The organism is Pantoea sp. MBLJ3, from assembly GCF_000816655.1.
Classification (GTDB): domain Bacteria; phylum Pseudomonadota; class Gammaproteobacteria; order Enterobacterales; family Enterobacteriaceae; genus Pantoea; species Pantoea eucalypti.
On record NZ_JSUT01000005.1, the window covers coordinates 510,710 to 537,098 of the forward strand.

Consider the following 26,389-nt stretch of genomic DNA (forward strand, 5'->3'; position numbering starts at 1 on the left):
CAGTGGCAGGCTCCAGTTATCAGGTCTTAAAAAAGTATGACTGACAAGTCTCATCAGTGCGTGATTGTAGGCATTGCCGGCGCTTCCGCATCCGGTAAAAGTTTAATTGCCAGCACGCTCTATCGTGAAATCCGTGATCAGGTAGGTGACGAGCATATCGGGGTTATCCCGGAAGATGCTTATTACAAAGATCAAAGTCACCTCACCATGGAAGAGAGGGTTAAAACCAATTATGACCATCCGAGTGCGATGGATCATGATTTGCTGTTGCAGCATCTGCAGGCGGTAAAAGCCGGGCAGGACATTGAGCTGCCGGTCTACAGCTACGTTGAGCACACCCGCACTCAGCAAACGCAGCACCTGAAAGCGAAAAAGGTCATTATTCTTGAAGGCATTCTGCTGTTAACCGATGCCCGTCTGCGCCAGGAACTTAACTTTTCTATCTTCGTCGACACGCCGCTTGATATCTGTCTGATGCGCCGTATGAAACGTGACGTCAATGAGCGCGGCCGCTCAATGGATTCGGTAATGAGTCAGTATCAGAAGACCGTGCGTCCGATGTTTCTGCAGTTTATCGAGCCATCAAAACAGTACGCCGATATCATTGTGCCGCGCGGCGGAAAAAACCGTATCGCCATTGATATCCTGAAGGCGAAAATTAACCAGTTTTTTGAATAACCCACGTCCATCCGGACGGGGTGCAGACCGGTGGCAGGCACGCTGTCACCGGTTCGCTACACTTATGCCATGGAGTTACCGCAATGAGATTATGCGATCGCGATATTGAAGCCTGGCTGGACAATGGCAAACTGGCCATTGAGCCACGCCCGCCTGTCGAGCGCATTAATGGGGCAACCGTCGATGTGCGCCTGGGGAATCAGTTCCGCACCTTCAGCGGCCATACCGCGGCCTTTATCGATCTGAGTGGCCCGAAACAGGAAGTAAGCGCGGCACTGGATCGGGTCATGAGCGATGAGATCGTGTTGCCTGATGGTGAAGCCTTTTTCCTCCATCCGGGTGAGCTGGCGCTGGCGGTAACGCTGGAGTCCGTGACGCTGCCTGACGACCTGGTCGGCTGGCTGGATGGCCGTTCATCGCTGGCGCGCCTCGGGCTGATGGTGCATGTGACAGCGCACCGCATTGATCCAGGCTGGCAGGGTCGTATCGTGCTGGAATTCTACAATTCAGGTAAACTGCCGCTGGCTCTGCGTCCGGGTATGTTAATCGGCGCGCTGAGTTTTGAACCGCTTTCAGGCCCGGCTGCGCGTCCTTATAACCGACGTGAAGATGCTAAATATCGGGGTCAGCAGGGCGCTGATGCCAGCCGTATCGATAAAGACTGATCTGAGGATGTAATGAAAAGAGTGATAACCACGCTGGCCATCCTGTTAGTGGTGGTCGTAACGGGATTGAGCGCACTGGTGCTGCTGGTCAATCCCAACGACTTCCGTACCTATATGGTGCAACAGGTTGAACAACGCAGTGGTTATCGCCTTGAGGTCAGTAACGATTTGCGCTGGCACGTCTGGCCTCAGCTCAGCATCCTGGCTGGGCGGATGAGCCTCACCGCGCCGGGGGCGACTCAGCCGCTGGTCTCAGCGGAGAACATGCGTCTCGATGTTGATCTCTGGCCTCTTTTATCCCATCAGCTCAGCGTCAGTCAGGTGTTGCTGAAAAATGCGATAGTGCGGGTAACGCCCGACAGTAGCGCGCAGCCTGCCAGAAATGCCCCTCAGGGTCCCCGTGATGCGGAGCCTGCCTCGACATCCACCGGCTGGTCATTTGATATCGCTAAACTGCGGGTAGCCGACAGTCTGCTGATCTGGCAACAGCCAGGCGGCGACGAATATAATTTCCGCGACCTCAACATTACGATGGATCAGGACGCGAACAAGCTGGCGACACTCTCTCTGAGCACGACGCTGATGCGCAACCAGCGCAACGCCGCGCTGAATCTCAAAGGCCAGCTGGATGCTGCGCAATATCCGCACCGTCTTACCGGCCAGCTGCAGCAGCTCGATTACACCTTATCGGGCGCCGACATTCCGTCTCAGGGGATTAAAGGGTCGTTAAGCCTGCAGGGCGAATGGAATGGTGACCGGCAGCAGTTCTCCTTTAGTGGTCTGCAGCTCACCGCAAATGACAGTACCCTGACCGGGCAGGGCAGTGGTCATGTGGTGCCGCCACAGCAGCTGGCGCTGGATCTGAAAGCCAGCAACCTGAATCTCGATAATTTACTCACCAGTGCGCCCGTTTCTGAAGCGCCTGGCGCGCAGCACGCCACCGTGGCCCGTTCGCCGGTGATTGCTGCGCCGCGTGAACGCACCAATGCGGACTCTCCTCTCAACGACATGGATCTGGCGCTAAAACTTCAGGCGAATAATGCGGTATGGCGCGGCCTCTCGCTGACTGATTTTACGTTAAATGCCCGCAATCAGCAGGGACTCATGACGCTGAACACCCTCAGCGGCAAGCTGGGTAATGGCAGCTTCTCGATTCCCGGCAGCATCGACATTCGTCATCCAGAGACACGGGTCAGCCTGAAACCGCAACTCCGGTTTATTCAAATCCAGCCGTTGCTGAAAGCGTTTGCACTACCGGAAAGTCTGCAGGGCAACCTGAGTCTTGACGGGGAGCTGTCCGGCGATACGCTGACAGTCGAGGCGGCAAAGCGCAGCTGGCAGGGCAGGGCGACGATCAGTGCCAGCAACCTGAAGCTGGCACAGCTTAATCTCCAGCAAATGGTGCAGCGTGCTGTGGCTCGGGTCAGCGATAAGGTCAGCAGCCAGGATGCCGTAGAAGAGGGTATTGAGTCGATCAGCGGGCAGGTGGCGCTGAATAAAGGTGTACTCAGCTTCAGTGATCTCAATGGCAACGGTCAGAATCTGGGATTACAGGGCGCGGGCAAAGTCGACATGGTGCAGCAACAGCTGGATGTGACGCTGGGCCTGAAAATCAGCGGCTGGCGTGGCGATGATGCGCTGGTGAAGGCACTTTCCAGTCAGCCTATCCCACTGCGTATGTATGGCGGCTGGAACAGCCTGCAATATTCCCTGCCAGTGGATGACGTTCTTCGTAACCGTCTGCAGAGTGAGGCAAGGTCACGTCTGAATCAGTGGATTGATCGCCAGAAAGAGGGCGAGAACAAACAGAATCTGAAGAAAATCATGCGTCCCTAGCGGGCGCATTCCCTGCGCCCCTGGCAGTGGCTATACCTCGTAATCAGCGTCAGGCTGCCGCAGGATTTCTACCTTCTGAATCCGATGATTTTCAACCTGCAGCGTTCGCAGCAGATAGTCACCCAGTTGCAACACTTCGCCTTCCTGAGGAATGTGTTGCAGCTTATCCATCAGTAAGCCAGCCAGCGTATGGTAGTCACGCTGTTCATCCAGCGGCAATTTCACATAGAGCGCCAGATCGTCCAGTGGCATATGGCCGTTGGCAATCCAGTGACCTTCACCCTGAATCTGAATATCGTAACGGGCATCAATTTCACCCGCTTCATTCGGCAGATTGCCGGCGATGGTCTCCATCACATCACTCAGCGTCACCACGCCTTCCATTGAACCGAACTCATCTACCACAAAGGCAAAATGTGTATGAGCCTGACGAAACTGTTCCAGCGCCTGCAGCAGGGTCAGTCGCTCAGGAAACACCAGCGGTTGTCGGATAAGGGCGCGTAAATCGAGTGAATTGTTGTGCAGCGACTGGTGCAGCAGATCGATAACATGCACCACACCCAGTGGTTCACTGGAGTGCTCGGTTATCAGAATGCGCGTGTGCTGATTGCGGTCAAGGCGCGACATGATCTCAGCCGGATCATCACTGAGATCAATATGGTCGACGTCGTGGCGCGAGGTCATAATGCTGTTAACGTGACGCTGACCCATGCCCAGCACGCGGGCAATCATTGCGCGTTCCTGGCGGTTAAAGAGCATACTCTCATCGCTGTCAGCAATCAGCGATGAGGTTTTGGCATCCAGCTCCGCCGGTTCTGCCGCACCGCGCAACAGCCTTAATACCGCTTCCGCCGTGCGCTGGCGCAGTGGGCGACCAGCCGACAGCACGCGGCGGCGATTAAAGTGTGCCAGCTGGTTAAGCGCTTCGATGACAACTGAGAAGCCGATGGCCGCGTAGAGATACCCTTTAGGAATGACAAAGCCAAAGCCTTCCGCCACCAGGCTGAAACCGATCATCAGCAAAAAGCTTAAGCAGAGGATGACAATTGTCGGATGGTTGTTCACAAAGCGGGTTAACGGCTTGCTGGCGAGCAGCATCAGCAAAATGGCAATGGTGACAGCAACCATCATGACGGGCAGATCATTCACCATGCCCACGGCGGTAATGACCGCATCCAGTGAGAATATGGCATCCAGCACCACGATTTGCGCCACCACCGGCCAGAATTTAGCGCCGCCTTTTTGTTGACCGGACGCCTCATCGTGTCCTTCCAGACGCGCATTCAACTCTGTAGTGGCTTTAAATAGCAGGAAAATCCCACCTGACAGCAGCAACAGATCGCGCGCACTAAAGGGGTGTCCGCCCAGCGTGATCCAGGGTTCTTTCAGGGTAACCAGCCAGGAAAGCGATGCCAGTAACAATAATCGGCAGAATAACGCCAGCAGCAGTCCTATCACACGTGCGCGGTCGCGAAGCGGTCCAGGCAGCTTCTCAACCAGGATGGCAATAAAGATAAGATTGTCGATGCCTAAAACCAGTTCCAGAACGATTAGCGTTACTAATCCCGCCCATATCGAGGGATCTGCAATTACCTCCAGCATGTCATGTTCACCTGAATATTTTAAATTGAGTTTTCTCTGATGATAGAGGAGTGCGAAGCCACGTACAAATGGCAGGGCAGGGGGGCGATGACCCAATCAAGGCGATATATCGTGCAAAATATGAACATATGAGTGTGACGTTTTGATTAAATTCATAGTATGCAGCAGAGAGTATTCTGACTCCTTTTTAACCCTGGATGAGATATTCACCTGTCGGGCTTATGCGATTTATCTCATCACGAGTATGGCATTAATCCTAATTTTGAAGAAAGCATTGCACTGCCTGTCAGGCCTCAATACTAATCGCTGGTAGTCTTTTTCCTAAAATAGTCCAGGGATAGCGGGACCTGCTTGTAAACAAGCCAGTAATAACTAGTATAGCAACAAGTTTGCAAACTCTGCCCCAGAGTCGTAATTCGCGAGCCTATTCGACATTAATCGCAATGTGACGAATGAGTCATTCGCCGGTGAACGTCTGCACGATGCAATGCGGTAACGTTACTGCATTACGGGGATCAATATGAATGACGACAGCGATATTGGCAGCGACAGCCAAGGGCGGTAGCGTGCCCGAATCGTGTTTTTGTTGATAAAGTGAGCAGCGCTGGCGGTGGTTAAGTCAGAGTAATCTGTTGGTATTCATCACAATATTACTGGTTTATGGTTAAGATCATTGGCGTAAACGCCGCAGGAGCTCCCCTTAGAAACGGCTCAGTCTGGAGAGGTTTCGTCGCTTAATGATTTAACAGGCGATAGCCGTTGCGGGTTTAAGGAAATAAAATAAAGAGTTAAATATGCGCGATACAGAATTTACGTTTAAAAGTCTTATTACCAAATTAATGCTGGCATGTTCAGACTTAATTTGTTTCAACGCAGCATTATTTGTGGCGATGATGCTAATTAATCTTCACTCAGGTTCGCCGCTGGCAGATATTTCTGAAAAAGAAATGAATTTAAAAATTGCCACACACATTTGTCTGTCGGTAATTTGTATTGGCTGGTTCTGGGTAAGGCTTCGGCACTATACCTACCGGAAACCTTTCTGGTTCGAATTAAAAGAAGTTTTTCGTACCATTCTTATATTTTCTGTCATCGATCTGTCGATCACCGCACTGTCGCAGTGGCAGATGTCGCGTTTCGTCTGGTTACTGACCTGGGTTCTGGCGCTGATTTTAATTCCAACCTGTCGTGCGCTCTCAAAACGTCTGCTGAATAAAAAAGGCTTGTGGAAGAAACAAACCATTATTATCGGCAGCAGCAAAAATGCGCACGAAGCCTGGCAGGCACTGCAAAGCGAAGAGGTCATGGGTTTTGACGTTATCGCTTTCTACGACGTTGATGGAACCTGTCCGCAGGAGATCATGAATGGCGTGCCAGTGCTGCGTGATGAGCAGGAGCTCTGGAGCCTGACTAACAGCGAAACCCAGTTTATCGTGGCAGTCGAGTATGAGCAGAGTCAGTATCGTGATATCTGGCTAAAATCGCTGGCGATGCATAACTGCCGTTCAGTTTCAGTGATTCCGACCCTGCGTGGTGTTCCGCTTTACGGTACAGACATGGCTTATATCTTTAGCCATGAGGTGATGATTCTGCGTGTTCAGAATAACCTGGCTAAACGCACCTCGCGTTTCCTGAAGCGGGCATTCGATATCGTGGGTGCACTCTCAATTATCCTGATGCTGATGCCAGCGCTGCTGGTGCTGGGCTTCCTGGTGGGCCGTGATGGTGGACCGCCGATTTATGGTCACGAACGTGTGGGAATGAATGGCCGTAAATTCAAATGCCTGAAATTCCGTTCAATGGTCATCAATTCCAAAGAAGTGCTGGAAGAGGTATTACGCACCGATCCGATTGCGCGTGCGGAATGGGATAAAGATTTCAAACTCAAAAATGATCCACGTATTACTAAAGTGGGCCACTTCATCCGTAAAACAAGCCTCGATGAGCTGCCTCAGCTCTGGAACGTGGTGCGCGGTGATATGAGTCTGGTTGGACCTCGTCCGGTCATTGAAGATGAACTCTGTCGTTATGCTGGTGATGTTGATTATTACCTGATGGCTAAGCCGGGCATGACGGGATTGTGGCAGGTCAGCGGTCGTAATGACGTTGACTATGAAACCCGCGTCTATTTCGATTCGTGGTACGTAAAAAACTGGTCACTGTGGAATGACATTGCCATTCTGTTCAAAACAGTGGGTGTGGTGTTAAAACGCGACGGTGCCTATTAACCGTGAGTCGAAATGAGCGTGCTAACGCGCGCTCAGAGGTGTTGTGCCGTTGTCAGGCGTGTCGTTAATAGCGGCCATCACCAGGGATATCGCAGTGCATCCATAGTCCGCTATGATGCAAGGCGTTTCAGGTACACCCTGGTTGATGGCCACTACTTATAACAAGTGGAGCAAGGATAATGAACGACAGGTTCAGTGCTTAAGGCTTTAGTCAGCCAGGATTTACTTTTTGTTGGACGCTTACACAGCGGCGGTTTCGCCTCTATCAATAAATAACTGATAGCGAAGATCTAAATGATTACAATCAAAATGAAATTGATACCCTTGCTGGTATCCGCCACATTCCTTGTCGGGTGTACAATCGAACCCGGTTCTCGTCTTACTACATCAGGAAAAGATGTTATCGAGCAGCAGGATAGCAACTTTGACATCGATAAATACGTCAACGTCTTTCCGTTAACGCCTTCACTGGTTGAAAAGATGCGTCCTAAGCCTCTGGTGGCTCAGACGAACCCGGCACTGCAGAACGAAATTCAGAACTATGAATACCGTATCGGCGTGGGCGATGTCCTGACCGTGACAGTCTGGGATCACCCGGAACTGACCACGCCAGCGGGTCAATACCGTAGCGCTAGCGACACCGGTAACTGGGTGCATTCTGACGGCACCATCTTCTATCCTTACATTGGTCGCGTCCGTGTCGCGGGCCGTACCGTCGGCGAAGTGCGTGACGAAGTTTCGCGTCGTCTGGCTCAGTATATTGAAAGTCCACAGGTTGATGTCAGCATCGCCTCGTTCAAATCGCAGAAAACCTATGTTACGGGTTCTGTGACCACCTCAGGTCAGCAGGCGATCACCAACGTACCGTTGACGGTTCTGGATGCGATCAACGCCGCTGGCGGCCTGGCACCTGATGCTGACTGGCGTAACGTCGTGCTGACGCACAACGGTCGTGAACAGCGCGTCTCTCTGCAGGCACTGATGCAGAACGGCGACCTGAGCCAGAACCACCTGCTCTATCCAGGCGATATTCTTTACGTTCCGCGTAACGATGATCTGAAAATCTTCGTGATGGGTGAAGTGAAGCAGCAAACCACGCTGAAAATGGACCGTAGCGGCATGACGCTGGCGGAAGCGCTGGGCAATGCGGCGGGGATGGATCAAACCACCTCTGACGCTACTGGTGTCTTCGTTATCCGTCCACTGCACGGCACCGATCGCAGCAAGATTGCCAACATCTATCAGTTGAACACCAAAGATGCGGCATCCATGGTGATGGGAACCGATTTCCAGCTCCAGCCTTATGACATCGTCTATGTCACCTCTACACCGCTGACGCGCTGGAACCGTGTGATTTCGCAACTGATACCAACCATTGCTGGTATCAACGATGCGACTCAGGCCGCACAGCGTATCCGCAACTGGTCGAACTAAGGTCTGACCATGATTACGTCCGTGTTAGTCGTTTGCATTGGCAACATCTGCCGCTCTCCTACCGGAGAGCGCCTGTTTAAACGTGCATTGCCCGATTTGGATGTTCGCTCTGCTGGCCTGGGAGCGCTGGTAGGCCATGCGGCCGACAGAATGGCATCCGAGGTCGCGGCAGCACAGGGTCTGTCGCTGGAAGGACATCAGGCACAGCAACTGACGGCCGAAATGTGCCGTCAGGCTGACCTGATTCTGGTCATGGAAAAGCGACATATTGAACAGGTCAATCGCATCGACCCGGCTGCACGTGGCAAAACCATGTTGCTTGGGCACTGGCTCAATCAGAAAGAAATTGCGGATCCGTACAGAAAAAGCCGTGAGGCCTTTGAAGAGATTTACGGGTTACTGGAAAACGCTACCCAGAAATGGGTCAACGTATTAAGCCGATAGTTGGGATTATCCATGAATATAAAAAATAAGGTCAGAACTGCGCCGGGAGAGGATTCGAATGGATGGGATCTGGCGCATCTTGTGGGACAGCTAATTGATCATCGCTGGATCATTGTTGCCGTTACCGCATTTTTCATGCTGGCGGGAACACTCTACACACTGTTTGCAACACCGATTTACAGCGCAGATGCGTTAGTTCAGGTTGAGCAGAAGAATGCCAGTACCGTCCTGAACGAAATTGACAGCATTCTGCCACAAACGCCAGCCTCCGATACGGAGATCGAGATTCTGGAATCCCGTATGGTCATCGGCAAAACCGTTGACGATCTGGGTCTGGATACTGTGGTTGAGCAGAACTACTTCCCGGTTATCGGCAAGGGCCTGTCGCGCCTGATGGGCAACAAACCTGCTGATATCGCGATTTCGCGTCTGGAAATCCCACGCACTGTCGAAAAACGTAATGTCGAGCTGGAAGTTACCGGTCCGGATAGCTACACCGTCTCTAAAGATGGCGATGAGTTGTTTAAAGGTAAAGTCGGCCAGCTGGAGTCGCACGGCGACATCAGCATGCTAGTGAGCGAGATTCATGCCGATGAAGGCACCAGCTTCACCGTGACTAAGCTGAATGACCTGCAGGCGATCCGTTCCGTACTGGCTAACCTGACCGTTGCAGACAAAGGTAAAGATACCGGCGTACTGGGTCTGGAGTATCTGGGTGAAGATCCCGAGCAGATCAGCAAAGTCCTGAACCAGATTGTGAACAACTATCTGTTACAGAACGTTGAGCGCAAGTCAGAGCAGGCAGAGAAAAGCCTGGAGTTCTTACGCACTCAGTTGCCTGCCGTTCGCGCCAAGCTGGATGAAGCAGAAAACAAACTGAATACGTTCCGTCGTCAGAACGAATCGGTTGACCTGTCACTGGAAGCGAAATCCGCCCTGGACTCTTCTGTCAGCGTGCAGAGCCAGTTGAACGAACTGACCTTCCGTGAAGCTGAAGTGTCTCAGCTGTTTACCAAAGATCACCCAACGTATCGCGCGCTGCTTGAAAAACGCAAAACGCTGGAAGGTGAACAGGCTCAGCTGAACAAGAAAATTTCTGGCATGCCACAGACTCAGCAGGAAATCCTGCGTCTGACCCGTGACGTTCAGTCAGGTCAGGAGATCTACATGCAGTTGCTGAACCGTCAGCAGGAGCTGAGCATCAGCAAAGCCAGCACCGTGGGTGATGTCCGCATCATCGACAATGCGCAGACCGCTAACGCGCCGGTTGCACCGAAGAAGCTGCTGATTATCGCTGCAAGCCTGATTCTGGGCCTGTTCGTGTCAGTGGGTCTGGTTCTGCTGAAAGCCCTGCTGCATCACGGTATCGAGAACCCTGAACAGCTGGAAGAGCTGGGCATGAATGTCTACGCCAGCGTTCCACTCTCTGAGTGGCAGCGTAAGAAAGATACCGAAGCGCTGGCGCGTCGTGGCAGCAAGGTGAAAACCGACCCGCACGAAACACTGCTGGCGCTGGGTAATCCGACTGACCTCTCCATCGAAGCGATTCGTAGCCTGCGCACCAGCCTGCACTTCGCCATGATGGAAGCGAAAAACAACATCCTGATGATCACCGGCGCCAGCCCGGGTATTGGTAAAACCTTTATCTGTGCCAACCTGGCGACACTGGTCGCGAAAGCGGGTCAGCGTGTTCTGTTTATCGATGGCGACATGCGTCGTGGTTACACCCACGAGCTGCTGGGCGCGGATAACAAATCAGGCCTGTCAAACGTGCTCTCCGGTAAAACGGAATTCAGCCCGGCGCTGATTCAGCAGGGCGTCTACGGTTTCGACTTCCTGCCACGTGGTCAGGTTCCACCGAACCCGTCTGAGCTGCTGATGCATCGTCGTATGGGTGAGCTGCTGGATTGGGCGAGCAAGAACTACGACCTGGTGTTAATCGATACGCCGCCAATCCTGGCCGTCACCGATGCGTCAATTATCGGTAAAATGGCCGGTACTTCACTGATGGTGGCGCGTTTCGAAGCCAATACCACCAAAGAAGTGGACGTCAGCTTCAAACGCTTTGCCCAGAACGGTATTGAGATTAAAGGTGTGATCCTCAATGCCGTGGTGCGTAAAGCCGCCAATGCTTACGGACATGGCTATGACTACTACGCCTATGACTACAGCAAGCCCAGCAAAAGCTGATCATTGAGTAATAACCAGGGGGCGGTCTGACCGCCCCTTTTTATCGTCCTTTTGAATGACGACACGCATCAATTTACACAGGTTATTCTGTCCAAACCCACAAAAGCGATACCTCTATAAATCGCATGGCGAGCGTCAATCAACAGAATTCATCACCAGCATGGCATTGCCTGCACGCAATGTGTGACCGTACTGTCAGGTTTACTGAAAAGCCCGTCGGGAAGGCGAAGCGTGATTATTGCTGGCATGAGAACTTGTGGAATTAAGGAATCACACCATGGCTCCATATTGGTATGTATCAGGATTTTTACTGCTGATTTCGCTGTTTGAATTAGCCCTGAAAAAAGACGAACGCACAAATCATATTCTGACCTGGCTGCTCTGTTTTGCTGCCATTCTATTGATTGTTTTTGGGGGAATACGCGGCCTTGGCACCGGCATGGATGACTTCCAGTACCGGAGCTTCTTTGAAGACTTTGTTCGACGTATAGAGATTAACGGCTTCTTTAAAACCGTTGCTTTTTTCCGTTACGAACCGCTGATTTTTGCCACGGCCTGGATCACCAGTCTGTTTTCGCATAATGCCAGCATCTTTCTGTTTGTTTTCTGCGCCCTTGCCGTATCCATCAATGCTTACTTTTTCAAAAAGATGTCACCGTATCCGGTGCTGGCGCTGGTGCTCTATTCAGCGCACATCTTTATTAACAAAGATATAAACCAGATTCGCTTTGGCCTGAGTTCTGCGCTGTTCCTTGGTGTCCTGTGGTCAATCTATCTCAAGCGTTACTGGTGGGCTTTTGCCTTCTTTATTCTGTCGTTTACAAGCCATAACACTGCCGTAATGGTGGTAACACTTGTGCCGTTCCTGTTTATTCGCGACTGGCGCTGGTGGCCTGTGGTCATTATCGTTGCCAGTCTGCCGCTGTCCGTAGTGGGCGGATCCAGCTTTGTTGCCCTGATTGCGGGTCATCTTGGATCGCTGGGGGAAAGGGCATCGGGCTATAACAATGACCCGTCCTACGCAATGGGTGGCAGCATCCTGGCCGTATCGAACCTGAAAAACATCATGCTGGTGTTTGTCTTCTTCTATTTCATGCTTACTGACCAGTTGAAGCGCGAAAATTATGCTCAGTATCGTCTTAACTATCTGCTGATCATGAGTTTTGCTATTGGCGGTGCTGTCAGGATCTTCCTGTACAACTTCCCTTCAGGTTCGCGCCTGTCCAACTATTTGCAACAGGTCGAGCCGATCATCCTGACCTCACTGATTTATCAGGCCAGGCGATCGTGGAAGCCAGCGCTGTACGCGATGCTGGTGTTCTTCCTGCTCTATTACCTCTACTACAACACCATTTCAACCAAGCAGGCCGTTACTGGCTATGAAGTGGCGCGGGAGTTTTGGCTGGTCCACTGATTGACCCGACGGGCGCCCCTTCGTGATAAGTGTCACGCGGGGGCGCTCGCGTGTGAGAATTCAGATTTTTAATCGACCGTTGTCGACTGAACTGTTTATTTTTTTGAACTTTTTAATGAGGTGCTGGCAATGAAGGACATTCGTTTCTCCATCGTAATTCCGGCTTATAACGCGTCAGAATCGATTGTCACGACGCTGGATTGCGTTAAAGCACAAACGTATCGTAATTTCGAAGTCATCATCGTGGATGATAAGTCTGCAGATGCCGCCGCGCTGGCGGAGGTCGTTCGCAGCGAACGCTATCAGGATCTCGACATCAATCTGGTGCTTTCTGAGGTCAAACTCAACGGGGCCGGTGCACGTAACAAAGGCATTGAGCTGGCGACCGGTGATTATGTCAGTTTTCTTGACGCCGATGATGAGTGGGCGGCGGACAAACTGCAGCAGGTAACTGAAAAAATTGCTCAACTGGACGCACAGGGCAAAAAGAATGTCGTTATTTTCAGCCAGGTAAATATCTATCAGGACGGCACATTCCTGAAAGTGATGCCAATGCAGCCACCAGGCAAAAATGAAACCGTCGCTGAGTATCTGTTCGGCTGTTATGGCTTTATCCAGACCAGCACGATTGTGCTGAAACGGGAAGATGCGTCGAAAATTCAGTTCGATACCCGCTACATCCGTCATCAGGATTATGATTTCTGCATTCGTGCCGACCGCATGGGCTATGACTTTGTGATGATCGCCGCACCGCTGGCGAACTACCACCTGGTCACAAAATTTGGCTCAAAACATAAAGGCGAATCGGTGAACTATTCGATGTTTTGGCTTGATAGCATGAAGCCGCATCTTACCCCGCGTGATATCCACACCTACAAAGCTTTTAAGCTGCCGCTGCGCTACAAGATGGACGGTAAGTCGCTGATGGCGAGCCTGAGCTTTGCTCGCTACTTCTTCCTCACCAATAAAGACAACCGTGCTTATTTTATGAACCGGGTTAAAGACAAGGTCAAAGCACGTTTTGGCGGTGAGAAAGCGATCTCCTGACGCGCACTGCGCCTCGCTCTGCTCCTGATACCAGGAGCACCTCTCTTTTCGTTTACATTCAGGGTTGAAGATGAATACTTCTGTTGGAACCGTTGGCATTGTTATGCCTATGTACAATGCCCGTCAGACCGTGTTACGCGCTGTGCAATCGGTTATCAATCAGCACTATACCGACTGGCACCTCTATCTGGTCAACGATAAATCCACTGATGACTCGCTGGCATTTGTGCGGGAGCATTGTCAGGATCCGCGCATTACCATTCTGGATAACGCGGTCAACATGGGCGCAGCAGAGACCCGCAACGTCGGACTGCGCGCGGCCACTGAAGAGATTATTGCCTTTCTTGACAGCGATGATGAGTGGCATGCGGATAAGCTGACCCAGCAGGTAGCTGCTATCGCCGCCGGTGATGATTTTGTGATTACCGAATATCACTATAAAACCCGCAAGGCTGAGCACGACATTACCTACGGAAAGCCTTACCTGCAGCAGGACAACTTTGTGAAAAAGCAGTATCGCGTCTGCTTCTCCTCTGTCTGTTTCCGTCGTCCGCCACAGGGACTTTTCTTCCAGCGCAAAGGTCATGAAGATTTCCTGTTTTTGTATGAATTATTCACCCGCTATAAGCAGGCACGGGTAATTCAGACGATTCTTGTCAACTATTACGAATTAGGCGATTCCCTTTCTCGCAATAAGAACAAAGCAGCCCAGTGGCACCTTGAATTATTAAGAATTATCTATAAAAACAATCCGTTAAAAATCTATTACTATTACGCCTGGTATATGGTGAATGGTGTGCTGTTTACCCTTAAGCATCGTTGAGCCTGTCGGCAGGATTGTCTTTATTATTTGAGGTGGATAGCGTTTCATGAAAAAAATTGTCCTGGTGATCAAAGATGCTTATTCGTATGCGGGCACCGAGAACATCTGTAACTTCATGTCAGAGTGTCTTGGCGAAACACATGACGTCACCATCTACTCGCTGGAAGGCAGTGGTAAGACTTTTTATCCGTTTGAACATGTCAGACAGATTGTCAGCTTCGAAGGGCAGAGCAACCCCATTAAAAGCGCGGTAGCCCGGATCCACGAAGAGGGTTTCGATACCGTCTTCCTGATCAGCATGGGGCGTCTGAGCGTCATGTTTGCCTTCTGGAATCTGCTGGCAATGAAGAAGAAACGGGGCAAAGCCTACGCCTGCGAGCACATTGCCATTAACTCCTTCAGCAAGCCGATCAAGTTCCTCAAGTTTCTGTTGCTGCGCTACTACGACCGCGTGATTGTTCTGACCGACAAAGATCATCAGGTGTTCAGCCGCTGGCACATTCCCAGCAAGCAAATTCCTAACCCCGTCGTCTACAAAGGTTTTCAGCGTCAGACTCGTCATCGTCAGGCGCTGGCGGTGGGCCGTCTGGATAACCAGAAAGGGTTTGATCTGATGCTGGATATCTGGCGCGACTTCGCACGCAGCCATCCGGACTGGACGCTGGTGATTGCCGGTGATGGTGAACTGCGTCAGCAGCTGCACGATCAGGCCGCCGTACTGGGCATCACTGACAGCGTGAAGTTTGTCGGTAAGGTCAGCAATATCAATGACTACTACCGTGACAGCGATATGGCGCTGATGACCTCGCGTTATGAAGGATTGCCACTGGTGCTGCTGGAAGCAAAATCCTGGTCACTGCCCGTTGTAGCGTATGACTGTCCGACCGGACCGCAGGAGATCATCAATCACGGTGAAGACGGTTTCCTGGTTCCGATGAATGATAAAGCCACGTTTCTGGCACGAATGGAGCAGCTCGCTACCGATGACGCCCTGTTCTATGCCATGAGCGAAAAAACCAAACAAACCGCGCTGAAATTCGACGGTAACCAGATTAAGCAAAGCTGGCTGTCATTGGTTTAACCGGAGCTGGAAACGCTCACTTGCGACGTGCCTCAGGGACACCGCCATGGCCAATGGCCTTATTGACTACGGGAATTGATGCATGAAAAGAAGAGAAGTTTTACAGACCGCCGCCTCCGCTCTGGTGGGGGCTCTCTCCGTGAGCACCTTTTCCAGCTACGCTGCAAAAAGTAACGGTATTGCCCTGAAGCCGGTTGATGCCACTAATATCCCGAAAGGCGACGTGCCGATCCTGACGCCAGAAAATGTCTACGCGATGCCACCGCAATTCTGGCAGAGCTTTGAAGGAAAACTCTGGATCGGTAAAGCGGGTGCGGATGCCAGTAAGCCTGGCAACCAGATTCCGGTCTTCCTGCGTGACGCCAGCGGTAAGGTGTCTGAGATTGCGCAGCCCATCGCGCTGAATAAAGGCAATTTTACCCAGTTTATTCAGGACAATGCCGCATTGATTGCCGATCCTTCGCATTCGATGACGGTGGAAGACAGCAACGGTCAGACGCTGTTCAACATTGCGGATGTCAGTCGTCCGGGCGCTGCAGATTTCAGTCAGCGTCTGGCGCAGCCAGCGGGTTATCAGCTGATTGGTGAGATTGCGTCTGTGGCGGAGTTACGTAAAACCCGTCCACTGTTTGAAGGGGCCAAGGTTAAGCTGAAAAGCTGGCATGAAGGACGGGAAGTTGGCGGCGGCGAGTTTGTCGGGAGCTTCCAGCCTGCCCAGAATGATGGCGGTGTGAATTTTGCCGGTGAGGGGTTCTCCTGGCGTCGTGTGGTAGACGATTTTAACCGCCTGACGCTGTTTGATTTCGGTGCGATTGCCGATGGCAAAACCGATACGGCACCCGCCATTATGGCGATGTTCCAGTGGTCGCAGCAGGCTAACCAGCAGATCTGCGTCCAGTTCCCGGCCGGTACCTTTATGGTCTCAGCCTGTAACCTTGGCGATAAGTATCTCAACTTCTTCCGCATGTCCGGTGCGATGGTGAACTTCGGCTATTTTCCAGCGACCACAATTGTCTCGGATGGTAAGTCAGCGTTCGTCTTTGAGATGAACGCCCGTCGCGTTGAACTTTCCAACCTGATTTTTAATGGCAACAGCGATAAGAGTGCAAATCAGCAGGGCTTTTTCCATAACAACTGTCCTGGCGGACAATATTTCCGGGGTGCCTGCCTGCGCTTTAACGCCGTTGGCGGCACGGCCATCAGCCTGCAGGATACCCTCGATTGTAAAATTGACCAGTGGTACGCCTCTCGTTGCAGCGGCGACGTAATTAAATCGGGCTGGTCAGGGCAGAAGCAGGGCAAATGGGACCACAGCACCGCAATTGAGCTGTCAAACTTCAATGCGCAGCACTGTCGTGGCGGTAAAGTCCTTAACCTGCCGCGCTGCGGTCAGTCAATTATCCATAACGGCTGGATTGAGCACTGCGATAACCCAGGCGATCTCTCCAACGGCCAGTGGATCGTTGATGCGCTGAGCATTGAGGATTGTAAGAATCCGCTTATCGCCCATAACACTCGCCTGAATATGCGTCAGACCAGTCTCCAGTCGGGCAGCTGGATTGATAACTCCATGCAGGGCGATCGTCTGCTTAGCATCTGGGAAATGGGCTCTACCCGCGTTGAGTCCTATGGCGTCGCACTGGATGGCAGCCTGAAGTACAACTACATCACCTCGCGCTGGCGCTTAGAGAACAACACGAATCAGGAAACCTGGTTTGATCTCGGCAGCCTCTACTCACCGACGGTGGGGGATTCATGGGAGATCGAGATTTTCGGTCAGTCGCAATTCAGTAACGGCAGTGGTGATAAGCCGCTGATGAACCTGATCGGCGACAAGACCACCGGCGGCCGCGCGGTAATCCACGTGCAGCGTAAGAAAGACCGCTCGGAAGCGAGCTGGTCAGCCGAAGGCAGCTGCCCGATTGTGGATGTGCGCTATGTGGCTGAGCATGACACCGATGTGCATCTCTACGTCAAACTGGCGGGCTGGACGCCGTCGGCTGCCGTGCTGGTGAAAACCACCGGTAAAGATCGCTTTGTGACCGGGCGCTGTGCGCGGGTCAATGCGGTAATGGAGAAGGGCAATCCACCGTCAGGTGACGCGACGAAACGCGCGCCACAGCGCTTCAGCCTGCACAACGGCAAAGCGGGTATCGGTGCCAACGAGCAGGGCGATCTGTTAATGGCTTCCCGTCCGATCGCTGCCGATCAGGTTGATACCAGTAAGCCAGAAGGGTTTGTTTCCGTGGTAATCAACGGGAAACAGGTTGCACTGCCTTACTTCGCGATTAAGTCGTAACAGCGTCTATAACGGCCGCCAGAATGGAGGCGGCCGGTTTCAACAGGAGCACTACCTTTGGGTGCGTTATCCCGTAAAGCATTACTTTTAATCAGAGTTCATTTTGCCCATTGCGGATCTGGGCGGCTTTCAGAATTAAAAAAAATTCATTCGGAGTTTTTATGAAAATTTTATTGGTGGGTAACCACACGTGTGGGAACCGCGGGGATGGCGCGATTCTTCGTGGACTGATTGATTCAATGCGGTCTGCACGGAGTGATTTAGAGATTGACGTTATAAGCCGTTATCCAACCAGCTCCGGTTATCTGCTCCAGCAGGATATACAGCAGGATGCGCTGTATCTGCACAACAGCAAGTCTGGTAAAGGTCTGGTCGGTTCGTTTAAACGTAAAGTCGCGAACCGCCTGATGCCCGATATCATGATGGCGCATCTGGGCAAGGGCGGTATCTTTAAGTCCTTCTCAGTACCACCGCACCTGAAAGCGTTTACGGAAAGTCTGGAAAAATATGATGCGATTATTCAGGTGGGCGGATCGTTCTTCGTTGACCTCTATGGCGTAACCCAGTTCGACCATGCGCTCTGTGCACTGATGGCCAAAAAGCCGATCTACCTGATTGGTCACTCGGTGGGGCCTTTCCAGAACCCGCGCGTTAATGCGCTGGCGAATTTTGTCTTTGATCGGGTCGACAGCCTGGTGCTGCGCGAATCGGTCAGCCTTGATCTGATGAAGCGCGATGGTGTGACCAGCTCTAAAGTGGCGTCTGGTGTGGATACCGCTTTCCTGGTACGTGCGCGTGAAGTCGAAAACCCAAGCCATAACCTGCTCTACTGGCAGGGCATTATCGATGGTCGTAAAACCATCGCGATCACCGTGCGTGAACTGGCGCCGTTTGATAAACGTCTGGGTGTCACACAGAAAGAGTATGAAGCAGCATTTGGCCGGGTCATCAACGCCATGATTGCGGAAGGCTATCAGGTTGTGGCGTTCTCAACCTGTACCGGCATCGACAGCTATGCCAAAGATGATCGCATGGTCGCACTGACACTGCGTGACCACGTGACGCAGCCTGAACATTACCATGTCATCATGGATGAGTTTAATGACCTGGAGCTGGGCATCCTGCTGAGTCATTGTCATCTGACCATTGGTACCCGCCTGCACTCGGCGATTATCTCCATGAACTTTGGCACCCCGGCTGTGGCAATCAACTACGAGCACAAGTCGATGGGTGTGATGAACCAGCTTGGTCTGCCGCAGATGGCAACCGACGTAAAAAGCCTGATGGATGGCTCGCTGATCGATAAGGTAAAAACGGTCCTTGCCGATTACGACAACATCAAGCTGAAGGTCAACACGGCCGTTGCGAATGAAAGGGAAATTGGCAACCGGATCACTGAAGAGATTCTCAAAGTATTAGGGTAATGTGATGAAACTGACTTTTTTCACCATGCGTTTCCCGGTTGCCTCTGAGACATTCGTACTAAATCAGGTAACCCATTTTATTGATGCCGGTTACGAGGTGGAGATCATTTCAGTCTTTCCCGGCGATTTAGTGAACCGGCATGCCGCGTTTGATGAGTATGGTCTGGCGGCGAAGACGCACTATCTGCTGCCGGAAGAGAAAATCTCAATTGTCGATAAGCTGAACCAGCGTATCAAACTGGTGCTGCCAAAAGTGACCAAACCGTCGCTACTGCGTTCGCTGAATGTGCGCCGTTATGGCGCGCAGTCCAGCAAACTGCTGCTGCCGTCGATTGTGGCGAATGCAAAGCAGACCTTCACTGCAGATGTGTTCCTGGTGCATTTCGGCTATGCCGGTGCGCTGGCGAACAAGCTGCGTGAACTGGGCGTGCTCAAGGGTAAACAGGCGACCGTGTTTCATGGCGCCGATATTTCCCGTCGTCACATTCTGGAAGAGCACAAACTCGATTACGTCAATCTGTTCCGCCAGAGTGAGCTGATGCTGCCTATCAGCCATCTGTGGGAGAACAAGCTGATCGAGATGGGCTGTCCGCCGGAAAAAATTCACGTGACGCGTATGGGCATTGAACCAGAGAAGTTTAACTTCCAGCCGCGGCAGGCGTTCCAGACGCCGCTGCGTATCGTTTCGGTGGCGCGTCTGACCGAGAAGAAAGGGCTGGATGTGGCGGTCAAAGCCAGCGCCATCCTGAAGCAGCGTGGCGGTCAGTTTCAGTACACCATCATCGGCAATGGCGATCAGGATGAGATGATGCGTGATTTCATCGCCCGCGAGGGGATGGAGGATTGCGTCAGCATGCCGGGCTTCAAACCGCAGGAGGAGATTCGTCGTGCGCTGAGCGAAGCCGATATCTTCCTGCTGCCGTCTAAAACCGCCGCAGATGGTGACATGGAAGGTATTCCGGTTGCACTGATGGAGGCGATGGCGGTGGGCCTGCCGGTGGTCTCAACCTTCCACAGTGGTATTCCGGAACTGATTGAGAACAACGTGTCTGGCTGGCTGGTGGAAGAGGACGATCCTGAGGCGCTGGCGGAAACGCTGCTGAAGCTCTCTCAGGGCGAAGTGGATGTGGCGCCCGTCGTCGCAGCTGCACGTCACAAAGTTGAGACTGAATTTAATCAGCATATCGCCTATGGCGAACTGGCACAGATTCTGGAGCGACTGGTGTGAGTGGATTTAAGTCACAGGCGATTTGGCTGTTCGGCAGCACCTGCTTTTCCGCAGTGTTGCAGGTTGCACAGCTGAGCTTTCTCGCCCGCAAACTGGAAACCCACGAGCTGGGCCTGTTAGCCATCATCAACGCCATCCTGGCGGTGGCGGGTGTGCTGCAGGATATGGGGATGAGCAGTTATCTGGTGCATCGCCAGAATATTACTCGTCGTGAGCAGAGCACTATCTACTGGGTGAACGTCTCACTCAGCTTGTGCACCGGTCTGATCATGTTACTGATCGCCTTCCCGGTTTCCTGGTTCTATCATCTGCCAGAGCTGACCGGGCTGATCATGCTGACCAGCCTGAACTTCCTGGTGCTGGGGCATCTGTCCCAATATCAGGCGCACTACATCAAAACCAAGCGGATGGTCTCGCTGGCGAAGATTGAGATGGGCACCAAGCTGTTTGCCTTCCTCTGTGTCGTGGCGATGCTGGAGTTCACCTCGCTCACGGTGGCAGCCGCGATTCTGGGTCTGTTTATCAACGCCTTTACCCGCATCCTTTGCATGATTGCGCTGGGCGAAAAGTCATGGCGTCCGACGTGGGAGTTCGACAAAGCGACCTTTATCGGCGCCATTCGCTACGGCAGCTATCAGCTCGGCTCGCAGACTATTAATCAGCTGCGTACCCAGGCGGATGCGCTGGTGGTGGGTAAAGTGATGGGTGCCGAGATGCTGGGTGTCTACTCGCTGGCGAAAGAGCTGGTACTGCAACCGCTGAAGCTGGTCACGCCGGTGATCAACCGTCTGGCACTGCCACGTTTTGCTGAAAAGCAGCACGATGCCGAGCAGCTGAAAAAGCTGTTCCTGAAGGGCACGCTGGGGATCATGTTGTTCAGCAGCGCGATGTACCTGGTGATTGGTATCTTCTCGCCGGTCATCGTCCGTGTACTTTATGGTGCGTCGCATGAGCAGGTTTATCATCTGATCCCGCTAATGCTGCTGTTTGGCATGCTGCGACCGATGGGCGGCCTGACCGGGGCGATTTCACAGGCCAACGGGCGGACCAACGTAGAGTTTTACTGGAACATCGTGGCGAGTATTGTGGTGCTGGCCGTACTGGCGACCACCTTTATCTGGCCTAACGTGCTCTACGTGGCGCTGACGCTCTCTATCTCGCAGATCCTGATCTCCGCACTGGCGCATCCGTTCTTTATCAAGCCGGTGATTGGCATTCGGTTTATTCCTTATGCCCGTCAGTGGGTGGCGGTGTCGGTGGTATTTGTCGGTGTGATGTTGCTGGTAAATCACTTTAATCTGTTTGTGATGCCAGAGTGGTTTGAAGGCTGGCTCTGATTACTGCACAGATATATCAACGGGCGACCTTAGGGTCGCCCGTTTTCATTTATGGCTGGTCTCAGGCATCCAACGGATAGTGCTGCAGATCACAGTCGTCATATTTGATTACTGATTGTCTTTATTCAGTTTATGCCGTATCTGGCAATGGGCAAAATGCCGAATTTCCAAGATATGACAGAGAGTTACTGTCCGCTTTTCAGATAAAGATTATACTTGGACTTCCGGCCGATCCTGCATAATCGACCCACATCTTCATTTTATTAAACGGAATAAATATGACCAAGCTTAAAGCAGTAATCCCCGTTGCGGGCCTCGGTATGCATATGCTCCCTGCGACTAAAGCCATTCCGAAAGAGATGCTGCCTGTCGTCGACAAACCGATGATCCAGTACATCATTGACGAGTGCGTTGCCGCGGGTATTAAAGAGATTGTGCTGGTCACGCATGCATCTAAAAATGCAGTAGAAAACCACTTCGACACCACTTACGAGCTGGAAGCACTGCTCGAAGCACGCGTGAAGCGTCAGCTACTGAGCGAAGTGCAGTCTATCTGCCCGCCAGGCGTAACGATCATGAACGTGCGTCAGGCACAGCCACTGGGCCTGGGTCACTCCATTCTCTGTGCCCGTCCAATGATCGGTGATAACCCGTTCGTGGTGGTGCTGCCAGACGTCCTGCTGGATGATTCTACCGCGGACCACATGCGTTATAACCTGGCTGCAATGGTTGCCCGTTTCGAAGAGACCGGCCACAGCCAGGTTCTGGCACAGCATATGCCAGCGTCCGATCTGACTGAGTACTCAGTGATCACCACTGCAGAGCCGATTGAACACCCAGGTGACATCAGCACCATCACCGATTTCGTTGAGAAGCCAGAAGATACTGCAGGACTGAGCTCTGACCTGGCAGCGGTAGGTCGCTATGTTCTTTCTGCTGATATCTGGGCGGAACTGGAGCGCACTGAGCCAGGCGCATGGGGTCGTATTCAGCTGACCGATGCGATTGCCAGCCTGAGCAAAAACAAAACCGTTGATGTTTCGCTGCTGACCGGTCACAGTTTCGACTGCGGTCGTAAACTTGGATACATGCAGGCGTTTGTCTCTTACGGACTGCGCAGTAACACGCAGGGTCGTGAGTTCCGCGAAGCTATCCAGACCATCCTCGCAAAACAAAAGTAATAAATTCGCCGCGTTCTGCGCGGCAGATTGAAAGGAGCTCACATGGCAATTTTAGTAACGGGCGGAGCAGGGTATATCGGCTCCCATACCGTACTGGCGCTGTTGCAGCGCGGTGATGATGTTGTAGTTCTGGATAACCTCTGCAATGCCTCACGCGAAGCGATTAATCGCGTTGAGAAACTGGCGGGTAAAAAAGCGACCTTCGTTGAAGGCGATATCCGTGACCGTGCCTGCCTGCGTGATTTATTCGCGTCAAATAGCATTTCAGCCGTCATCCACTTCGCAGCCCTGAAAGCAGTGGGTGAATCAACCCGCATGCCGCTGGAATACTACGAGAACAACGTAGCAGGCACCGTGGTACTGCTGGAAGAGATGCGCAACGCCGGCGTCTGGAACTTCATCTTCAGCTCATCAGCGACCGTTTACGGCGCAGATGCACCGGTTCCATACGTTGAGACCACCCCGATTGGCGGTACCACCAGTCCTTACGGCACCTCTAAACTGATGACCGAGTTCGTGATGCGCGACTTCGCTAAAGCAGAGCCGAAGTTCAAGGCCATTGCCCTGCGTTACTTCAACCCGGTTGGCGCGCATGAGTCTGGCGAAATTGGTGAAGACCCGACGGGTATCCCGAACAACCTGCTGCCATACATTGCGCAGGTTGCGATTGGGCGTCTGGAGAAGCTGGGCGTGTTTGGCGGTGATTACGATACGCCAGACGGTACCTGCCTGCGTGACTATATCCACGTGGTAGACCTGGCGGAAGGGCACCTGAAAGCACTGGACCACCTCAATAAAGTTGAGGGCTACACGGCCTTTAACCTGGGCGGCGGCAAAGGCTTCTCTGTACTGGAGATGATCAAGGCGTTTGAGAAGGCGTCTGGTAAAGCGATTCCGTTTGAAATTAAGCCACGCCGTGATGGCGATTTGCCTGCATTCTGGGCCGATGCGTCACTGGCGAACAGTACGCTCGACTGGCGCGTGACGCGCGGCATCGATGAGATGATGCGCGATACGTGGAACTGGCAGAGTAAGAACCCGGATGGGTTTAAGTAGCTGAAAACAGAAGGCGAACATAGGTTCGCCTTTCTTATATTTGGTTTGAATTATCTTATAAGACCTTTCTCAATATTCTGATTGCATCGTCCTGGCGCATCAGCAACCATCATCTGTGCCTGCAAAGCGCTCATAAGTTGAACTAACACCCTCGGCATAATCGCATTTTATTCGTAATAGCTATACCTGAGTGATAGAATTTACGATGGTTGAATGATAAACCCACTTAACTAATTTCATTAATAAAGTGATATCAATCAATTGAATGCTGAACACCTGGCGAGTTCATGTTTCAGCATACTTATTCGGTCAAAGATAATCAGCATCGTGGGAGCTGTAACCCAGGGGCGGTAGCGTGCTCTGAAAACACCTATGATTGTCTGCTTCTTATTCAGGCGCCCATGCCTCAGATAGCTTGTCAGGAATAAATACGTTATGAAGATTCTTATCACTGGTGGTGCAGGTTTTATCGGTTCAGCGGTTGTGCGTCATGTTATCAACAATACGAACGATGAAGTCATAAACGTTGATAAACTTACTTACGCAGGCAATCTTGAATCGTTGAAAGAGATTAGCAGTAATCCACGCTACACCTTTAAGCAGATCGATATCTGCGACGGTCAGGCTATCACTGAAGCGTTAAATGAATTTCAGCCAGATGCCATCATGCACCTTGCCGCAGAAAGCCATGTAGACCGTTCAATCACCGGTCCGGCGGAATTCGTACAGACCAACGTGGTTGGCACCTATGCACTGCTAGAGGCAAGCCGTCAGTACTGGAGCGCTCTGCCTGAAGAGCGTAAATCAGCTTTCCGTTTTCACCATATTTCAACGGATGAAGTCTATGGTGACTTACCTCATCCGGACGAGATGGACGGTGAACTACCGCTGTTTACCGAAGAAACCCCTTATGCGCCAAGCAGCCCTTACTCGTCAACGAAGGCAGCCAGCGATCATCTGGTACGCGCCTGGGGCCGAACCTACAAGTTGCCGGTGATTGTGACAAACTGTTCAAACAACTACGGTCCTTACCATTTCCCGGAAAAACTGATCCCGTTGATTATCAGTAATGCGCTGGAAGGCAAACCGTTACCTATCTATGGCAAAGGCGACCAGATTCGTGACTGGCTCTATGTTGAAGACCACGCGCGCGCGCTCTATACCGTGGTGAAAAATGCAGAGACCGGCACTACCTATAACATCGGTGGTCATAACGAAAAGAAAAACATCGATGTTGTGCTGAAAGTCTGCGAACTGCTGGATGAGCTGCGACCAAAGGCAACCCCGTACAGCGATCAGATTACCTACGTTCAGGATCGTCCGGGTCACGATCGCCGCTACGCGATCGACGCCGCTAAGATCGAAAAAGATCTTGGCTGGAAACCGGAAGAGACCTTTGAAACGGGCCTGAAAAAAACCGTTGAATGGTATCTCAACAATTCGCAGTGGGTTGAGCATGTCAAGAGTGGTGCTTATCAGAACTGGATCGAAGAAAATTACGAGAAGCGTAGCTAATGAATATTTTGCTTTTTGGTAAAAACGGTCAGGTGGGTTGGGAGTTACAACGGGCGCTGGCTCCGCTTGGGAAATTGACGGTTGTTGACCGTCAATCAACTGATTACTGTGGTGATTTTGAAAATCCTGCTGGCATCGCCGAGACAGTTCGAAAGCTCAATCCGAACGTGATCGTGAATGCCACTGCTTACACTGCTGTTGATAAAGCCGAAACTGAGCAAGATAAAGCGCACGTGGTCAATGCAACGTCTATTGAAGCATTGGCACAGGCAGCCGAGGAAATCGGCGCGTGGCTGGTTCACTACTCAACGGATTATGTTTTTGACGGTTCAGGTGATAGACCCTGGCGCGAAGATGATGCAACCGCTCCGCTGAATGTTTATGGACAGAGTAAGCTGGAAGGTGAGCAAGCCATTGTCCGCCACATGAGCCGCTATCTTATTTTCCGTACAAGCTGGGTCTACGCAGCTAAAGGTAATAACTTTGCCAAAACGATGCTGAAACTGGCAAAAGATCGCGATTCATTATCAGTAATCAATGACCAGTTTGGTGCACCAACCGGCGCTGAGTTGATTGCTGACTGCACTGCTCATGCAATCAGAGTAGCTCTGAATGACAGGACCGTTACTGGTCTGTATCACCTGATTGCAGGGGGAGAGACAACCTGGCATGCCTATGCCACTAAAGTGATAGAGTTTGCAAAAGCGCAAGGCATCGAACTGCAGGTACAGGCAATTAAAGCTGTGCCAACGAGTGCGTTCCCTACACCGGCTAAACGACCGGCAAACTCAAGACTCAATACAGAAAAGTTTCAACAGGCCTTTGGTCTGAACCTGCCCGACTGGACAGTTGGCGTTGAACGTATGTTGCTTGAAACTCTTATTTAATAGAAGCAGGCCGCAATAGC

Annotated in this window: 20 protein-coding genes; 19 read left to right on the forward strand and 1 reads right to left on the reverse strand. The window is 52.0% G+C overall.

Annotated elements, in window-relative coordinates; translation table 11 throughout:
• Positions 1-36 precede the first annotated feature (36 nt).
• The 3 genes from udk (at position 37) to asmA (ending at position 3,179) form a co-directional block, all read left to right on the forward strand.
• Positions 37-678 (forward strand): uridine kinase, encoded by a 642-nt coding sequence (gene udk, locus NP77_RS08785; protein ID WP_004571279.1) that lies wholly within the window; start codon positions 37-39, stop codon positions 676-678.
• Positions 679-761: 83 nt separating this feature from the next.
• Positions 762-1,343, forward strand: a complete 582-nt coding sequence (gene dcd, locus NP77_RS08790; protein WP_004571280.1) for a dCTP deaminase — start codon at positions 762-764, stop codon at positions 1,341-1,343.
• A 12-nt stretch (positions 1,344-1,355) separates the two neighbouring features.
• Complete coding sequence (gene asmA / locus NP77_RS08795) at positions 1,356-3,179, forward strand: outer membrane assembly protein AsmA (RefSeq protein WP_039659794.1); 1,824 nt, start codon at positions 1,356-1,358, stop codon at positions 3,177-3,179.
• A 30-nt stretch (positions 3,180-3,209) separates the two neighbouring features.
• On the opposite strand, the gene NP77_RS08800 is transcribed toward asmA, so the two are convergent.
• Entirely contained in the window at positions 3,210-4,781 is a 1,572-nt protein-coding gene (locus NP77_RS08800; protein ID WP_039659796.1) for a TerC family protein, read from the reverse strand.
• A 794-nt stretch (positions 4,782-5,575) separates the two neighbouring features.
• On the opposite strand from NP77_RS08800, the gene wbaP reads away from it, so the two are divergent.
• From wbaP to rfbD, 16 genes are all read left to right on the forward strand, one after another.
• On the forward strand, positions 5,576-7,009 hold the full coding sequence (wbaP, locus tag NP77_RS08805; RefSeq protein WP_004571283.1) for an undecaprenyl-phosphate galactose phosphotransferase WbaP: 1,434 nt from the start codon (positions 5,576-5,578) through the stop codon (positions 7,007-7,009).
• A gap of 294 nt (positions 7,010-7,303) precedes the next feature.
• Positions 7,304-8,443, forward strand: a complete 1,140-nt coding sequence (locus NP77_RS08810; RefSeq protein ID WP_033762024.1) for a polysaccharide export protein — start codon at positions 7,304-7,306, stop codon at positions 8,441-8,443.
• A 9-nt stretch (positions 8,444-8,452) separates the two neighbouring features.
• The gene (locus NP77_RS08815) at positions 8,453-8,887 is read left to right on the forward strand and encodes a protein-tyrosine-phosphatase (protein ID WP_008926086.1); all 435 of its coding nucleotides are present in this window, start codon (positions 8,453-8,455) and stop codon (positions 8,885-8,887) included.
• A 12-nt stretch (positions 8,888-8,899) separates the two neighbouring features.
• Positions 8,900-11,077 carry a tyrosine-protein kinase Wzc gene (gene wzc / locus NP77_RS08820; RefSeq protein ID WP_039659797.1) on the forward strand — a complete coding sequence of 726 codons (2,178 nt, stop codon included), beginning with the start codon at positions 8,900-8,902 and terminating at the stop codon, positions 11,075-11,077.
• Between the two features lie 277 nt (positions 11,078-11,354).
• Positions 11,355-12,491 carry an EpsG family protein gene (locus NP77_RS08825; protein ID WP_039659798.1) on the forward strand — a complete coding sequence of 379 codons (1,137 nt, stop codon included), beginning with the start codon at positions 11,355-11,357 and terminating at the stop codon, positions 12,489-12,491.
• Between the two features lie 129 nt (positions 12,492-12,620).
• Complete coding sequence (locus tag NP77_RS08830) at positions 12,621-13,538, forward strand: glycosyltransferase family 2 protein (protein WP_039659800.1); 918 nt, start codon at positions 12,621-12,623, stop codon at positions 13,536-13,538.
• 70 nt (positions 13,539-13,608) lie between these two features.
• Positions 13,609-14,361 (forward strand): glycosyltransferase family 2 protein, encoded by a 753-nt coding sequence (locus tag NP77_RS08835; protein ID WP_039659802.1) that lies wholly within the window; start codon positions 13,609-13,611, stop codon positions 14,359-14,361.
• 46 nt (positions 14,362-14,407) lie between these two features.
• Positions 14,408-15,442 carry a glycosyltransferase gene (locus tag NP77_RS08840; protein WP_004571288.1) on the forward strand — a complete coding sequence of 345 codons (1,035 nt, stop codon included), beginning with the start codon at positions 14,408-14,410 and terminating at the stop codon, positions 15,440-15,442.
• Positions 15,443-15,524: 82 nt separating this feature from the next.
• Entirely contained in the window at positions 15,525-17,741 is a 2,217-nt protein-coding gene (locus NP77_RS08845) for a phage tailspike protein (RefSeq protein ID WP_004571289.1), read from the forward strand.
• A gap of 161 nt (positions 17,742-17,902) precedes the next feature.
• A complete protein-coding gene (gene wcaK, locus NP77_RS08850) occupies positions 17,903-19,165 on the forward strand; it encodes a colanic acid biosynthesis pyruvyl transferase WcaK (protein WP_008926077.1) in 1,263 nt (420 codons plus the stop codon).
• A 4-nt stretch (positions 19,166-19,169) separates the two neighbouring features.
• Entirely contained in the window at positions 19,170-20,393 is a 1,224-nt protein-coding gene (locus NP77_RS08855) for a glycosyltransferase (RefSeq protein WP_004571291.1), read from the forward strand.
• The gene (locus NP77_RS08860) at positions 20,390-21,730 is read left to right on the forward strand and encodes a lipopolysaccharide biosynthesis protein (RefSeq protein WP_004571292.1); all 1,341 of its coding nucleotides are present in this window, start codon (positions 20,390-20,392) and stop codon (positions 21,728-21,730) included. Before NP77_RS08855 ends, NP77_RS08860 begins: the two co-directional genes overlap by 4 nt.
• 278 nt (positions 21,731-22,008) lie before the next feature.
• On the forward strand, positions 22,009-22,911 hold the full coding sequence (gene galF, locus NP77_RS08865) for a UTP--glucose-1-phosphate uridylyltransferase GalF (protein WP_004571293.1): 903 nt from the start codon (positions 22,009-22,011) through the stop codon (positions 22,909-22,911).
• A 42-nt stretch (positions 22,912-22,953) separates the two neighbouring features.
• Entirely contained in the window at positions 22,954-23,967 is a 1,014-nt protein-coding gene (galE, locus tag NP77_RS08870) for a UDP-glucose 4-epimerase GalE (RefSeq protein ID WP_039659805.1), read from the forward strand.
• 435 nt (positions 23,968-24,402) lie between these two features.
• The gene (gene rfbB / locus NP77_RS08875; protein WP_004571295.1) at positions 24,403-25,482 is read left to right on the forward strand and encodes a dTDP-glucose 4,6-dehydratase; all 1,080 of its coding nucleotides are present in this window, start codon (positions 24,403-24,405) and stop codon (positions 25,480-25,482) included.
• Complete coding sequence (gene rfbD, locus NP77_RS08880; RefSeq protein ID WP_039659807.1) at positions 25,482-26,369, forward strand: dTDP-4-dehydrorhamnose reductase; 888 nt, start codon at positions 25,482-25,484, stop codon at positions 26,367-26,369. Before rfbB ends, rfbD begins: the two co-directional genes overlap by 1 nt.
• The last annotated feature ends 20 nt before the right edge of the window (positions 26,370-26,389 follow it).

What these genes read in the sequence shown, in the direction of transcription:
- udk (WP_004571279.1), top strand. Translation starts at nt 37, where the DNA reads ATGACTGACAAGTCTCATCAGTGCGTGATTGTAGGCATTGCCGGCGCT.
- dcd (WP_004571280.1), top strand. Translation starts at nt 762, where the DNA reads ATGAGATTATGCGATCGCGATATTGAAGCCTGGCTGGACAATGGCAAA.
- asmA (WP_039659794.1), top strand. Translation starts at nt 1,356, where the DNA reads ATGAAAAGAGTGATAACCACGCTGGCCATCCTGTTAGTGGTGGTCGTA.
- NP77_RS08800 (WP_039659796.1), bottom strand. Translation starts at nt 4,781, where the DNA reads ATGCTGGAGGTAATTGCAGATCCCTCGATATGGGCGGGATTAGTAACG.
- wbaP (WP_004571283.1), top strand. Translation starts at nt 5,576, where the DNA reads ATGCGCGATACAGAATTTACGTTTAAAAGTCTTATTACCAAATTAATG.
- NP77_RS08810 (WP_033762024.1), top strand. Translation starts at nt 7,304, where the DNA reads ATGATTACAATCAAAATGAAATTGATACCCTTGCTGGTATCCGCCACA.
- NP77_RS08815 (WP_008926086.1), top strand. Translation starts at nt 8,453, where the DNA reads ATGATTACGTCCGTGTTAGTCGTTTGCATTGGCAACATCTGCCGCTCT.
- wzc (WP_039659797.1), top strand. Translation starts at nt 8,900, where the DNA reads ATGAATATAAAAAATAAGGTCAGAACTGCGCCGGGAGAGGATTCGAAT.
- NP77_RS08825 (WP_039659798.1), top strand. Translation starts at nt 11,355, where the DNA reads ATGGCTCCATATTGGTATGTATCAGGATTTTTACTGCTGATTTCGCTG.
- NP77_RS08830 (WP_039659800.1), top strand. Translation starts at nt 12,621, where the DNA reads ATGAAGGACATTCGTTTCTCCATCGTAATTCCGGCTTATAACGCGTCA.
- NP77_RS08835 (WP_039659802.1), top strand. Translation starts at nt 13,609, where the DNA reads ATGAATACTTCTGTTGGAACCGTTGGCATTGTTATGCCTATGTACAAT.
- NP77_RS08840 (WP_004571288.1), top strand. Translation starts at nt 14,408, where the DNA reads ATGAAAAAAATTGTCCTGGTGATCAAAGATGCTTATTCGTATGCGGGC.
- NP77_RS08845 (WP_004571289.1), top strand. Translation starts at nt 15,525, where the DNA reads ATGAAAAGAAGAGAAGTTTTACAGACCGCCGCCTCCGCTCTGGTGGGG.
- wcaK (WP_008926077.1), top strand. Translation starts at nt 17,903, where the DNA reads ATGAAAATTTTATTGGTGGGTAACCACACGTGTGGGAACCGCGGGGAT.
- NP77_RS08855 (WP_004571291.1), top strand. Translation starts at nt 19,170, where the DNA reads ATGAAACTGACTTTTTTCACCATGCGTTTCCCGGTTGCCTCTGAGACA.
- galF (WP_004571293.1), top strand. Translation starts at nt 22,009, where the DNA reads ATGACCAAGCTTAAAGCAGTAATCCCCGTTGCGGGCCTCGGTATGCAT.
- galE (WP_039659805.1), top strand. Translation starts at nt 22,954, where the DNA reads ATGGCAATTTTAGTAACGGGCGGAGCAGGGTATATCGGCTCCCATACC.
- rfbB (WP_004571295.1), top strand. Translation starts at nt 24,403, where the DNA reads ATGAAGATTCTTATCACTGGTGGTGCAGGTTTTATCGGTTCAGCGGTT.
- rfbD (WP_039659807.1), top strand. Translation starts at nt 25,482, where the DNA reads ATGAATATTTTGCTTTTTGGTAAAAACGGTCAGGTGGGTTGGGAGTTA.